The following is a 13,942-nucleotide window of genomic DNA, read 5'->3' on the forward strand; positions in this document are numbered from 1 at the left end:
TATAATCTATCCCTCTTCCCTTGATGGGGAAGGGGGATACCAACAAATACAAAAAACCTTCTAACGCACATTTCGCCGTTTTGAAAGCTCCCAGCGTAAGCATGCCTTTTCCAGTGTGGCTTTATCCACTTGGCGAAACTGCCCTTGCGAATAGCAGCTTGGAAAATGGGGAATTGCTTCATCAATGGCAAAAGCGGCAGCAATAGCTAGGTCATTCCACCAGATAGCTTTCCCCTCTATTTTCTGTTCAGCCAACGCGCTTCTGACTTTATCATAGGAAACATCGGGGGCGGTTTCCACAAAAACACCTTGCGAGTTTGTTTCAAGCGCGTTACGCAAACCCTCCCGCCATTCTGATACATTCGCATCCTTGCGCCAATCTATTTTCCAGATGATAGCTTTTCCCGCATGATAAGTTAGTTCAGGATTCCATCGCACCAGATTATGGCATTGTATCGAAGGATGAGAGGAAAACTTTTCCGGGTTGGATTCGCCAAGCGCAAAAACCGCCAGCCTATCAAGGTAGCCGCTTTTATGGTGAATTGAGCGTTTTAATTCTAGCAATTCTATATCAGCCAGAGGCTGTTCTGATTCTATGAATATATGCCAAACGTTGGTAGGATTGGGGGCTGATAGTTGCGCTAAGGCTTGCCTCGCTTTTGCAATATCTCCGCTATGTAGCCAAATAGTAACTTCATTAGCCAGCAAGCGGGAAATTTCCGGCACAGGTTGGCTCAAATCCAGTTCCAGATGCTCTATAGGCGGTATGTTAGCCGGATTAATGGCAAACTCAGTTCCAATTCGGCACATTGCGAACGGATTGTGCGGCGGCAAGCCTTGTATGTCGGCTGGATTGTCCCCTTTACGCTGCAAAGTTTCGCGCCGCAGTTCGCAGAGTTGGGCGAAATTTAGTTCGGCGGTTTTCAGCACAAAATAGGGAGGTTCGGCTTGAAATTCGATACCATGCAAACCCTGTGTTATTTCCGTTTTTAATTGAGTACCGCCCAGAATTTGCAAGTGGAACAAGTCGTAAGGCGCAAGGTTATTTGCTTCTATGAAATCAATAGTGCGATGAAAGCTATCAACGGTGTCACCGGGCAAGCCTAAAATTGCGTCGAGAAACACTTCGATACCGCGTTGGCGCAGATGCTGTACCCCCGCTACCAGTCGCGGCAAATGGTTCTTGCGACGCACCTTAGCCAGCACTTCCGGCATGGCTGATTGCAAACCTACTTCGACCACTCCAAAATTGCAACTTGCCAGCAAATCAGCCTCAGCCTCGTTAATCGCTTCGCCGCGCATTTCGGCATAGAAGCGGATATGGCGGTTTGCGCCTGTTTCCTGAATGGTCTGATATAACTGGCTGAGGTGGGGTAGCGTATTAAAATTTGCTTCCACAAAATGAACCGAAGTTACCCCTCGCGCCATGCCATATTCAAGCTCTTTACGGATACGCGCAATGTCGAAATAGCGTTTTCCGCCCTTTGGTATATCCTGTCGCCCATAATTGCAAAAAGTACATTTGCTAGGACACCAGCGGCTAAGTTCGATAAACATAAAATTATTAAGGTGATTGTTTAAAGCGCCACCCAGATAAGCCGATGGTATCAGATTTACGTCAGAAGTAGCGTGGCTAGGTGCATTGATGTGCAAAAACCCATCTTGCCGATAACCCAATCCATTGATTTGCGACAGGGGCAGACGTTCGGTGAAACTTCTCAGCAGCGTCAAAAACGCGGTTTCACCTTCCCCGAAAATGAGGAAATCCAGTGCGGGTTCGGTTAGGATAAAAGGGTTATCGCGGTTAACTTCGGGTCCGCCGACTAGCAGAAGGGTTTCGGGCGAAACTTCTTTGATGCGGCGCGTCAGTTCAAGCGTTCGGCTGAAGTTCCAAGAATAGAGCGAAAAGCCTACCAAATCGGGCGCTTCAGACAGAATAGCGTCCAATAAATAAGCATCACCGCCAAAGTTTTGCGCTTCGCCTCTTAGAATTTGAATTTGAACACCGGGCAGAGCGGCAGCGTCGGCATTAGCTTTGAGGTAGCCAAGCGCAAGCGGTAAATTATTCAGGCGGTTGTTAGGTACAGGGAGTTGTACCAACAAAACCTTCATCTAAGGCTTAACCCCGCTTGCTCAAATTCTTCAAGTTCTGCATCGTCAGCGAAAAGCTCACTAAATAGGATTTTCTCTTGATTATTAGCCTGCTGTTTTTCCGGTTGTGACTGAATTATTAGTAGCGCGGCGTTTTTTTCCAGCTTATGGATAACTTCCGAAACCTGCGTGGTAAAACTTGCCAGTTCCTTTGAAGCTATGCTGATTCGCTGTACGCTTTCCACAATTACTCCGCTGGCGTTTCGCTGCTCATAAGTGCTGTTGGCTATGTTGGTTGCCAACTCGGCTGTTTGATTTACGATAGTTATAATATTGTTGTTAGCATCTATCAAGCGGACAACTAATGACTCGCCCTGTTGTGCTTGTCGCAAACCATCTTCGGTAGTTTGAAGGGATTTTTCACTTGCCTGTATGATTTCAGTAACTACTTCCTGAATTTGCTCAACCGCTATGGTTGTACGGCGACTCAACCTCTGAATTTCGTCTGCAACTGCGGCAAACCGCTTTCCATACTCACCCGCGCCTGCCGCTTCGATGGTTGCATTGAGTGATAAGAGGTTGGTTTCATCTGCTACCTCACCAATAATATCCGTAACCTCGCCGATACGCTCAATCTGCGTATTTAGATAGCGTACACTATAAGTTATATTTTCCACGTTATTGCGTAAGGTGGCGATAGCAGTAACCCCATCCTGCGCGGCTTCTTGTCCGGTCTGCGCGCTTTTTAAGGCTTTTTCTGCAATCACTGAAACACTGAGGGCGTTATTGGCAATGCGCCGCGCGGCTGCATCGAGTTCGTTTGAAGTGCTGGCGACCTCATTTACCAATAAAACTTGCTCCTCTGTTGCCGTGTTCTGCCGTTTGAAAAGTTCGGCAAGCGCTTCGGATAAGACATTTATCTGTAAGCTGGTTTCAATTTCTAGCTTGCGTTGCTCTAGCAAACGTTCATTGGCATCTTTTAATTCGTTAGCCTGATGCCGGGCGCTGGTAGCAATGCGGTCAAGGGTAAAGCTAAAAATATACAAGACTGCTGAACCCAGTATTAGAATAGAGCTTACTAGAGCAATGCTTATACCATAACTTGGAGCCGGATTTTGAACTTGGCTAAGCAAATATATCGCCACAACTAGATAAGCAAGACTGGAAGCAATACCTACAATAAATACAGCAATAGGGCTTATTATTGCCCCTGCCACTACAATTATGACAAAATAAAGTATTGGTATATTAGAGCTAAGCCCGCCATTATAAACTCCAAAAGTGACACTTAAAAGCCCGATGGTACAATAAAAAATACCAGCCAGTTCAACCCGGTTGTACCGAATAAGGATAATCGCCAGTATTGCGATAAATACTATTCCCAATGAACCGGAAATACGCCCTATATTTATAGACCCGTCATTATTTAAGAAGTTTACCGCAAGTGGAGTTACATTTCCAATTATAGTTAGTATTGAAAAGGTATTAAGAATCTTCTTGCGCTGGTTTGGCAGGTAATTCTCGTCAAGATATTTTTTATAATTGTACGAGGGCTTATCCTTATTCATAAACTCTCCCTAGAGTTGAATCTCAATCGGTTGCAAAGCGGGTCGTTGCTCCACTAGGGTCCCATCAACCCATACTGCCAGCCCAACCGGAGCAGGTGCGCTTGCTTTACGTAGTGGGCTTTCGGGCATATTTGGTTCTTTGCGCCAAGTTATTTTCAACCAATGCCCCGCAATTTTAATCCGGTCAAGCGTAAAATATTCTAGGTTAAAAGGTAACGGACGAATCAGGACACGTCCTTTATCTTGCGGTTGCACCCCTGCTACGTATTTGATAATTAAGTCGGCAATCCAACTGTGCATGTAATCTTCAGTGCCGCGAAAGAAAGGAGCTTGTCCGGTAAGAGGGTTGTAATACTCATAGGAACTGGGACGCTCCACATCGCCATCAAGAAAGAGCATGCGGATAAATTTGTTCAGGAACTCTACTGCTTTGGGCTGAAGATTGGGGTCAAGCTCTTGTGAGGCGCGGCACAAACTCTCTGCCACATGGCTGTTAGTCATAAGCCAAGTGCGCCCGTTCCAAGGACAAACCAAGCGGCGCTCTTTCCATTCTCCAGCTGGGCTGAAATATTCGTCATCGCGGCTGCTGGAAGGGGCGGGGAAGGGTGTCCAAAATTCTTTTTCATTGAACAGGTGCTTGTAAAATGCGCCAAGATGCTCTTTGCCGCCCAAGCCTGCCATAAAGGGATAGAAACCAACCGCCGCTTTAGCAGTAATCCGGTGCATATTAATAGGGTTAACATCGAAGAAAAACTCTTGCTGTAAATCCCACATCATACTTAGGATACCACGCCGGGTTTTTTCGGCTGCGCTGCGCCAGCGTTCGACATCATAGGAATTGCCAAGTTCCTCCGCCATCCATGCCAGTGTATCTTGCAACTGATAAATGTAAACGGTGGCATCCAATCCTTTCAGGCGTAAGTTACTACCCGAATCGCTTTGCGGGTCAACTTGCTGGTAGCGATTCATAAATTCCTGCCCGGTTTCCCAATGGTTTATGACATCATAAAGACCGCTTTGCTCTTTGTCGCGCTCACTATCGAAATATGCGGCGTAACGAGAAAGCGGTTGAAACACTTTTTCAAGAAAACTACGGTCTGGATGAACCCGGTAAAGCTCTCGCACTCCCATACCCCAATTAGCATGATAGAAGGCTACATTGGAGGTTAGTTCGCGATTGCCCCGATAAATATTCTTGATAACGCCGGGAAATGCGCCATCCGGTAGCTGATTTTGAATGAAATTGAGCAGCGAACCTTGCGCCAGCGCGGGGTTGTGCATCCAACGCGCTTCTAGCATGTGGCATTGTGCGCTGTAGGTTATATGTTGTCGGAACCAGCCAAGATTGATTCCCTCGAAAACACAGGGGTAGGACAAACCTAAACGCTCGTCCGAACCTGCACTAATAGTATTAAGCTTCAAACCGTAGTAGCGATACCAATAATATTTCTGAAGATAGGGGTCAGAGCAAGTGAAATCAGGCAAATTTTCAAAATACTCACTCCAATGCTTTTTGGCTGGGAAGGTAGGGCGGCGCTCTCGTTCGGCGGCGCGTCCTTGTATCGGTTCGGCATAGCGCGGTTCTGCCAGATTATTGGCGGCGACTCCAAGATTGTAGGGGTCGGGAACGGGCGCAGCAGCATCGGGTTGTTTGTCGCGCATAAGGCTATCGGAGCGACGGGCGAGGTTTAATCCGGTCAGGGCGGTTTCTTCGTTGGCGGCGATGCTGGCATACGCGCTAAAAGTAACTTTCCCGCCGGGTGGCAAACTGATTTTGTAATGCAAGCCAAGATAAACTAACCCATTAGGGTTGCGAACCCATACGGATGGTTCTTCGTTTCCCAGATTACCTAATTCTGAAAGCTTCTCATAGAAAGGCGAATACTTGAAGCGCGGGTAATTGGGTTGTCGGTCACTTAGTTTGATGCTGTAACTTTCGGCGCGAATACTCCCACCCAATGCTACATTGAAGCGCATCATTACGCCTGCTTCGGGGTCATCGGCGTTTGCTGGAATTTGGGGGTCACGCACGCTACGTTGCCAGACAATCGAGCCGTCTTCTTTACGGGCGCGTAAGCTCTCTATCTCGCTAAGGCTACCGCCTCGCACCGAGCCTTCGCTATCTTGTGCGCTCCATAACACTAGGTCAAAGCTTTGTTCTTGCTTGAGCGAATTGGCAAATTCAAAGGTACTGACTAATACATCCCACGGTAGCAGCGCACGCCGTTCGGTAATTATCAAGTCGTGGCTTTTGACTCTATATAGATGGCTGCTGTGATCGGGTTGCCAGAATCGCTCAACAAAAGATGGTTCTATTTCGTGTCGCTTATCGTCCATAATTGCCAGCGTAAAAATCGGACCCACCCGATAATCCAGAAAACAAGCGTAATCCCAAAAGCCGGGTTTATCCAGCCACAAAGGAAATTCAGGAGCCCAGATGACCATTTTACCGCCACCCAGAAACCATTTATCATTGCGAGAAAGATAACCTAGTGCCTGATGTCCGTTCAATTTTCCCTCTCCTGTATTTGTACATACTTGAATCTGATTTCTATGAGAATATCATAAACCCTTCTATAAGGCTATAACTAAGGGTATCATTTTTGCAGTAACAACCAAATAGTCCAATTATTTCCTTAGTAGTTAGCTTAAAACACTTTAAGGCTTGCGCCATGGGTACTATATGGTATTGTAATCCGGTTAATATGCCGGTGAACTGGGGCAAGCTCAGATTTTAGCTAGATTTCGGAAATGTAATCTGGCATATTGGCTATGTCACATCCTTATTAATCGTGCAAATTATACTTTTCTTAGTAACCATTTTGCTGTCATGTAGGTGGTGATTGATATTTAGGGCTAATTGAGCGAGTAATAAAAGTAGGATTTTGAAGATTGAATAAGACAGAAAATAAAGTATATATCCCTGTCGAAGAACCTTTGATTTCTTCCGCCAATCATTTCAGGTGGTACGAAACGACTCCTTCAAGCCTGCGCTTGAAAAATGAAATCAGCAAGCTTGAAAAAAATGGACACCACATAGTACAAAAAGAAGAATTGAAAGAGTTTTTCAGGCTTGAAATTCAACCTGCCGGTTATGAGAATTATCTTTTAACTTTTTCTTGCGCTGCTGGCTTTCCCTCTCGCACGCCTGAATTGCAAATAAAAAAATCTGGCGTTGAAGAAGTCAACTTCAAATCAGAAGTATTACGCTATTGGAATGACCGTTGCACGCTTGCGATGGTGGTTAAGGAGTTTGTCGTTTCAAAGCGGCGGTTTAGTTTTGGTTGGGTTTTGAATCTTTTTGGATATGGACTTCGATATTTTTTTAAGCCCGTCTCTTTGGGGATTATGATAGTAGCTTTGTTTTTATTTTTGCTGGTGGCTTATATCTCTGCGATTGTTAATGAGCATACACCCAGCCAATTGAGAATTACAACCGATATTGAATTGACCAGAAATGTCTCGATTGGGGATTTGACCGTAGGCGCGTCTAACATCTCGAATTTGAATAATGCCGATAGCCGGGCTAAAAATCAGCCTACCAGAACTGCGATAGGTCAGGAATTGAATCAGGCTAAAATCCAACAAGCTACTGTAATTGCGCGGGCTACTCAGGTTGGATTAGAAATGCTTACCAATAGTGCTAAGCTACTTGATTATACAGTACAAACTAATGACCTTAAACGGGCTACTCCTACGCCACCCCCTAATCAGGGATTGCCGCCTGTTCAGCAAGAAGTAGCGCCCTCCACACCTGCTCCTGTGCAGACTACTGTGGCAACGATTGAGCCTAATATCGAAAGTACCACCGTTGCCACAACTGAGCCGGTTGCAACTACAGTAGCTTCAACGACCCCCGCGCCGACTCGTGTTGTTACAATGCCCCCCGCAAGTCCTACGGGTAAGTTGGCAACTACTACTGTTGCGCCAAAAACGACAACAGCGTTAACTGCCACCAAAAAACCTTAAAATGAAATCTAGGCGCTGGGTTTCCCGACACAAACCGCGTTTGTTTGAGGATATATGTTAATCAATGTTACTACTTACTAACTAAAAGGGGTTATAAATTTCAATGAGTCGTCAAAACCGTGTATTGATGGTTTTCAATGCTAAAGTAAAAGAACGTAAACAGCAACTTCAAAAACATGGCAGGGGTGCTGTTCCGTATTCTGATTATATTGCGTTGACCGAAAATGTTGATGTTGATTACATTGATAGAGAAACAGTTGACTCTACTTTGTGGGCTAGGCTGATACGACGCTTTGTGGGCTATGCAGTGGCTTTGGTATTGGTGGCTTTTGTGAAGAGTCGAAAATACGATACAGTTTATGCTGATTGTGAACCAATTGGCTTACCTCTTGCTTTCCTTTTCAAATTGTCAAAAAGAAAAAAAAGACTTTTATTCATCGCCCATTGGCTTACTCCCTTCTCTCGGACTGTGTTCCTTGATTATTTAAAAGTGCAGAAGCAAATTGATACCGTTTTTGTACATACCTTAGCACAGCAAACTGTCGCTATAGCTCGCTGCGGCTTTACCTCCAAACAAATCCAACTTATCCCTTACCAGATTGATACCGCTTTCTGGAGCCAGCAAGCCTACGAAGCGCAATTGGCAAAAGAGAACCGCACCCAACCTATACCTAAGAAGCCTTATATTTGCAGCGCCGGGTTGGAATGTCGTGATTATGGTACTCTAATCAAAGCGATTGAGGGTCTTGATATTGAATTAAAACTGGCAGTTGGTAGCCACTGGTCGCATACTACAGGCGCGGGTTTGGAAGGCGAATTGCCACCCAATGTTAAAGTGAAATTCTATAATTACACCGAATTGCGCGAATTGTATGCAAACGCTGCTTTAGTGGTAGTGCCTACCCGCGATGTTGACCATGCGGCAGGTATCACTGTTATTCTCGAAGCTATGGGGATGGGGAAAACGGTGATTTCTACTCGTAGCGTTGGACAATCGGATGTAATAAACGATAAACGTTCCCATAGTAGAGGCGATTTCAAGCGAATTTCACTTAGCACCTTCCTTCGTATGTTTGCCTCAGATGAACTCAGCGAGTTACAAACCGGGTTTTATGTGAACCCCGGTGAAGTTGAGGAAATCCGAAGGGCTATCGCGTATTTATTAGAAAACCCTGAAAAGGCAAAAGAGATTGGACGCAATGCTAGTTTGGTAGTAAATGAAGTAATGACGGTGGGGCATTTCAAGGATAGAGTGCTGGCACATGTTATCGGCGCAACTTACGTGCCGGAAGTGTTTCCAGAAACAGTAATGCTATAGGTTCGTGGATGATTTTGACTATTTTAACTACTTATAAACATAGTTGTGAAAGTAAATACGAGGAAGGGCTGAATTTAGCATGTGAGGATTTGGCGGCGGCTACTTCTGGAAGCTCAAAACTCTGGCGAATCTGTCAGAGCTTTAATCTCTATTCTCCTATTCTTCGCTTTCTGCTATTAAAAATCATATCCTTCAAAAGTCTATATCGGTTTACTTTGTTCTTGCTAATGGCAATGGAAGGCAAAACCCGCCAATTGGCTGAGACGATTAGCTTTTATCGAGGAATGGCGGTAGGTCTAGGTTCTATTGAAGCCTTCAGAACATATGCAAAGGCTCTTCCAATCGAAAATTCAGGCTCTACTCCGGGTATCAGCCTTATTCTTTGCACTCGCAACCGTCCCGCTTTTCTCCAAACTTGCCTTTCCTCAATCCTTGTGGATGAATATCCCGAACTTGATTTGCTGGTAATTGACCAGAGCGATAATAATCACTCAGGGTTTGTATTTCAAGAATTTTCCACCGATAGCAGAGTACGTTACCTTAAGCTCGACAGCAAGGGCAGGAGTAGAGCCTTTAACACCGCATATTCGCTTGCCCGTCATTCTATAATCGGTATAATTGATGATGATTGCCGACCTGAAAAAGGCTGGCTAAACAATATCGCGGCAATTTTCCGCAACCGCCCGGAAGTGGGAATGCTAGTAGGGCAAGTGTTACCTTCCGCATATGACCCCCAATTGGGTTACATTCCCTGCTTTCTGCTACCTCACGCGCGTTATTGTGGCATGCAACGTTTATTAGAACCGGGAGGCGCGGGTATGGGTGCAAATATGATTGCTCGCCGCGAAGTGTTTGAAGTGTCCGGGTTGTTTGATGAACAAATCGGTCCCGGTACTCCTATCCCTGCCTCCGATGATTTTGATTTGGTTTTCAGAGCGGTACGTCACGGGTTTCTGGTATTCCAATCACCTGCCTGTACTATCTGGCATGACGGGTTTCGTGCTGGAGAAGAACTTTCAAAGCTGATAGATGGCTACCAACTAAGCGGTAGCGCGGTGTGCATGAAGTATGTAAGGGCAGGAGAGCTAAAGGGCATGCTATTGCTTACTGGGTTGCTGTGGAATTCGGTAAGTTATCTGACGTTGCGCCTGCTAAAAAGGCAACGACCTTTAGGCTTACGCGCTTTGAAGGCTAATCTGAAAGGGGTTTGGGTTGGGCTGAAAATGCCGCTTGACTTAAAAACCCGCGTGTTTATCGAAAAGCCTCTTTAGAACCCACTATAACTACACTTATAACTAAATACCGTACAAGTGTAGTTATAGCTACTTACAATGCTATTTTAAGGATTTAAGATAAACCATAAGTAATGTTGTTTCTTCCACTTCACATAAATAAACCTTGTTCGTGGTATTTGTCTCAAGGAGATTATATGAAAAACCATTCCCATTATGTAAGCTTACCTTTGGCTTCTCTATTGGACGATAGCAAACCTGCTCGTTCTTTACATGTACATTTCATTAACCCGCCTGTGCCTTCTTTAGATAAAAGTTATGCAAAGTTACTCACTTTCAACACTATTCCGTTGGGGTTATTGTATCCTGCTACAGTTCTCAAGCGAGCCGGACACCATGTGACAATTAACGATGTGAAATCCGGTGAAAAGCTTCAGATTCCGCGCAGCGCACATATTGTGGGTATCACTACCGATACTGTGCGCTATTACGATGCTATTGCCATTGCTCGACTTGCTAAAAAGATGGGCAAAATCGTGGTTATGGGCGGAAATCATGTGTCTTTTGACACCGAAAGAACCTTGCGAACCGGGGTTGTGGATTTCATTGTACGCGGTGAGGGCGATGTAACCATACTTAACTTGGTTAATGCCCTGTCTCAGAAAGATGGCTGTGACCCTAGCACAATTAATGGCATAAGTTGGTACAACAAAAAAGAGGATGTGGTTGTGAACAACCCTGCCGGTCACTGGATTCAAGATCTCGACGCTTTGCCATTGCCGGATCACAGCATCCTGAACAATATGGAACTGTATCGCAAGAAAGGCTTTAACCGTTTCGGTAAACTTGGCAAGCCGCAATTCCAGATTTCCGGCAGTCGGGGTTGCCCTTATGAATGTTCTTTCTGCATCGTTACTTCGATTTATGGAGCGAAATGGCGGCATCGAAGCCCCGATAGTATTTTGCATGAGGTTCAACAAGCTTTGAGGCTCGGTTTTGAAAATATCTTTTTTACCGATGACATCTTTAGCATCAATTACAAGCGGACTATGGAGTTTTGCGAGGAAATTTTGCGCCGGAACATGAAGTTCTCTTGGACTTGCCAGTGTTCATGCGACTCGATAGCGAAACATCCAGATATGGTAGAAATGATGGCAAGGGCGGGTTGCGAAGCGGTTTTGTTGGGAGTAGAGAGTATGGATGAAAATGCTCTTGCGCTTTATCGCAAACGCGCTACTGTTGACCACAACTTTGAAGCGGTAAAGAATCTCAAGAAGCATAATATTATCAGCTTGGCATCTACTATTGTGGGGACACCTCAAGAAACCCATGAATCAATTAACCGTAACTTCGGTTATTTGATGGAGCTTGCCCCTGAAATGCTCTGGATTAATATTCTTACTCCCTATATTGGTACAGATGATTGGGATTTGTATCAGGATCGCATTTTTGACAGAAACTGGCGGCATTACGATGTTTATCACAGTGTGATGAAGCTAGATAACCTATCTCCAAGTGAGGTAGAGTTCTCGCAACGCCGGATGATGACCATGTACTATACGCGCCCTAAATATATGTTTGGCACCTTGCCAAATCTATTTAACAAGCAGCCATGGGCAACTAACTAACTAACCGTAATTACGCAAAATAAAAGAGGGGTCAGGCATATAACCCGACCATCCTCTTTTTATTTTGGCTCGTTCTTTTTTGTATCTTCTATTTCACGGCGAAATATCTCTTTATATGCGCTTGAGCGGTCAACAGGGTGGCGCTCTTTCACAAAAAGAAAAAGCGCCCCTCCTACCACCAAGCAAGCTAAGGCTGATACCTCTAACATGGTGGAAGGAATACCCAATTGGTCAGTTAGTCGGTCATAAACTAGAGTGAGGAATAAAGCCAATCCCACCAGAATATAACTGGCAATTCTAGCCCAACGCGGCGGTTTCCTGCCAGCGTTCGTCTGGTTGGGAGGTTCGTTGTTATTTTGCATTAGCTTAGATTTTCATCACGACAGGCAAAACAACCGGTCGTCGTTTAGTCTGCATATAGAGCAAATCGCCAACAAAATCTTTAACCTTGCGGATTGTGCCAGCTTGGTCAGACAGCAGGTCTTCATCGCCGAAGCGTTGCTCTACTTTTTGCTTTACGAAGTCCATCAATTCTCCGGCTTCCCGCACATAGACAAAGCCGCGACTCACCACATCGGCAGGTCCTACCAGCAAACCGGACTCTTGGTCTGCTACCAGCACCACCATCAATACGCCATCGCGTGCCAGTAAGCCACGGTCTTTGATAACTATATCGCCGATTTCTCCAATACTATTGCCGTCAATGTAGGTTGCGCCTGACGGTACGGTGCCGGTAATCCCTCCAAAGTTTGGACCAACTTCTACCACTTTGCCGTTTTCAGAGATGAAGATATTTTCGGTGGTATAGCCTAATTCTTGCGCCAGTTTGGAATAAAGGGCTAGGTGGCGTGGTTCCCCATGTATTGGCATCAAGTAACGCGGACGCACCAAGTTTATCATCAATTTGAGTTCTTCTTGGCTGGCATGACCGGAAACATGGACGCGCTGGATGGTACTATAAGTTACATCTGCCCCCTGCCGGATTAAATTGTTTATGCAATTACCAACTGCCGTTTCATTGCCGGGAATCGGTGTGGCGGAGATTATAACCATGTCGCCCTGTTGAATCGTTAAGTTCTTGTGTTCGCGGTTGGCAATTCGGCTCAAAACTGCCATTGGCTCGCCTTGCGCCCCGGTTACAACAAAGGTCAATTGCGATTGGTCATATTTGGAAGCTTCTCCGGCTTTTATCAAGGTGTTTTCGGGAATATCCAGATAACCCAACTCACGCCCCATTGCAACGTTGTTCTCAAGGCTTCGCCCTACTACGACTACCTTTCGCCCGTAACGGTAGGCTACATCCACCACTTGTTGCACACGGCTGATAAGCGAGGCAAAGGTAGCCACGATTATGCGCCCTTCTGCTTCCCGGAAAATCTGGTCAAAGGTTTGAGTTACAGCGGCTTCGCTAGGAGTGATGCCTTTGCTCTCTACATGAACGCAATCGCTCATCAGCAATAATACGCCGCGCCGTCCAAACTCGGCGATTTTGCCGAAATCGGTGATTCTGCCATCCACTGGAGTCTGGTCGAATTTGAAATCTCCGGTATGGATAATTGTTCCAGCCGCAGTGGAAATAGCCAGCCCAACCCCATCCGGCACGCTGTGCGCTACCCGATATGGCTCAATCGTAAAACTTCCCGCTATAATTTTGTCATCTGGGCTTATAACGCGCAGATTAGCGGTTTCAATTAATTTGCGCTCTTTTAGTTTTACTTTGACTAGCCCGGCGGTTAGAGTGGTGCAGTAGATTGGAATTTCTATCCCAAGTTGGGGAAGCAGGAAAGCTAACGCCCCGATATGGTCTTCGTGACCATGCGTAAGGATAATTGCTCTGATATATTCCTTTTTATCTTCAAGATAGGCAATATCAGGAATTACGAGGTCAATACCATGCATTTCCTCGCTGGGAAATCCCAAACCCACATCTACAATAATTATATCGTCCCCATATTCGAAGACAGTCATATTTTTACCCACTTCTCCAACACCGCCAAGTGGAATAACTTTTATTCGATCAGTTGTATCCAAAATGTTTAAGTACCTCCAAAATATAAAAATAAGGGTTAAAAAAAACAATGTGAGGTTACTAACCTCCAATTTCCAAGAACAAGCAGCTTTCAGGTGGCAGCCCAA

Annotated in this window: 9 protein-coding genes; 4 read left to right on the forward strand and 5 right to left on the reverse strand. The window is 45.4% G+C overall.

Annotation, left to right across the window (positions count from 1 at the left end):
- Positions 1-60: 60 nt before the first annotated feature.
- From WCK19_RS06715 to WCK19_RS06725, 3 genes are read right to left on the reverse strand one after another with little or no spacing between them, the layout of a single operon-like run.
- Positions 61-2,112: a radical SAM protein gene (locus WCK19_RS06715; RefSeq protein ID WP_342396607.1), complete on the reverse strand. Its 2,052-nt coding sequence runs from the start codon at positions 2,110-2,112 to the stop codon at positions 61-63.
- A complete protein-coding gene (locus tag WCK19_RS06720; RefSeq protein ID WP_342396608.1) occupies positions 2,109-3,659 on the reverse strand; it encodes a methyl-accepting chemotaxis protein in 1,551 nt (516 codons plus the stop codon). Before WCK19_RS06720 ends, WCK19_RS06715 begins: the two co-directional genes overlap by 4 nt.
- 9 nt (positions 3,660-3,668) lie before the next feature.
- A complete protein-coding gene (locus tag WCK19_RS06725; RefSeq protein WP_342396609.1) occupies positions 3,669-6,170 on the reverse strand; it encodes a trehalase family glycosidase in 2,502 nt (833 codons plus the stop codon).
- Between the two features lie 381 nt (positions 6,171-6,551).
- On the opposite strand from WCK19_RS06725, the gene WCK19_RS06730 reads away from it, so the two are divergent.
- From WCK19_RS06730 to WCK19_RS06745, 4 genes are all read left to right on the forward strand, one after another.
- Entirely contained in the window at positions 6,552-7,628 is a 1,077-nt protein-coding gene (locus tag WCK19_RS06730; RefSeq protein WP_342396610.1) for a hypothetical protein, read from the forward strand.
- Between the two features lie 103 nt (positions 7,629-7,731).
- Positions 7,732-8,946: a glycosyltransferase family 4 protein gene (locus WCK19_RS06735; protein ID WP_342396611.1), complete on the forward strand. Its 1,215-nt coding sequence runs from the start codon at positions 7,732-7,734 to the stop codon at positions 8,944-8,946.
- A gap of 8 nt (positions 8,947-8,954) precedes the next feature.
- Positions 8,955-10,217: a glycosyltransferase gene (locus WCK19_RS06740; RefSeq protein WP_342396612.1), complete on the forward strand. Its 1,263-nt coding sequence runs from the start codon at positions 8,955-8,957 to the stop codon at positions 10,215-10,217.
- A 158-nt stretch (positions 10,218-10,375) separates the two neighbouring features.
- Positions 10,376-11,806 carry a radical SAM protein gene (locus WCK19_RS06745; RefSeq protein WP_342396613.1) on the forward strand — a complete coding sequence of 477 codons (1,431 nt, stop codon included), beginning with the start codon at positions 10,376-10,378 and terminating at the stop codon, positions 11,804-11,806.
- A gap of 59 nt (positions 11,807-11,865) precedes the next feature.
- Here WCK19_RS06745 and WCK19_RS06750 read toward each other — a convergent pair whose 3' ends face one another.
- Together WCK19_RS06750 and WCK19_RS06755 are read right to left on the reverse strand one after the other, a co-directional pair.
- Positions 11,866-12,168, reverse strand: a complete 303-nt coding sequence (locus WCK19_RS06750; protein ID WP_342396614.1) for a hypothetical protein — start codon at positions 12,166-12,168, stop codon at positions 11,866-11,868.
- A gap of 4 nt (positions 12,169-12,172) precedes the next feature.
- Positions 12,173-13,837 carry a ribonuclease J gene (locus WCK19_RS06755; RefSeq protein ID WP_342396615.1) on the reverse strand — a complete coding sequence of 555 codons (1,665 nt, stop codon included), beginning with the start codon at positions 13,835-13,837 and terminating at the stop codon, positions 12,173-12,175.
- Positions 13,838-13,942 lie beyond the last annotated feature (105 nt).

The sequence above is a fragment of the Candidatus Chlorohelix sp. genome (genome assembly GCF_037138995.1).
Classification (GTDB): domain Bacteria; phylum Chloroflexota; class Chloroflexia; order Chloroheliales; family Chloroheliaceae; genus Chlorohelix.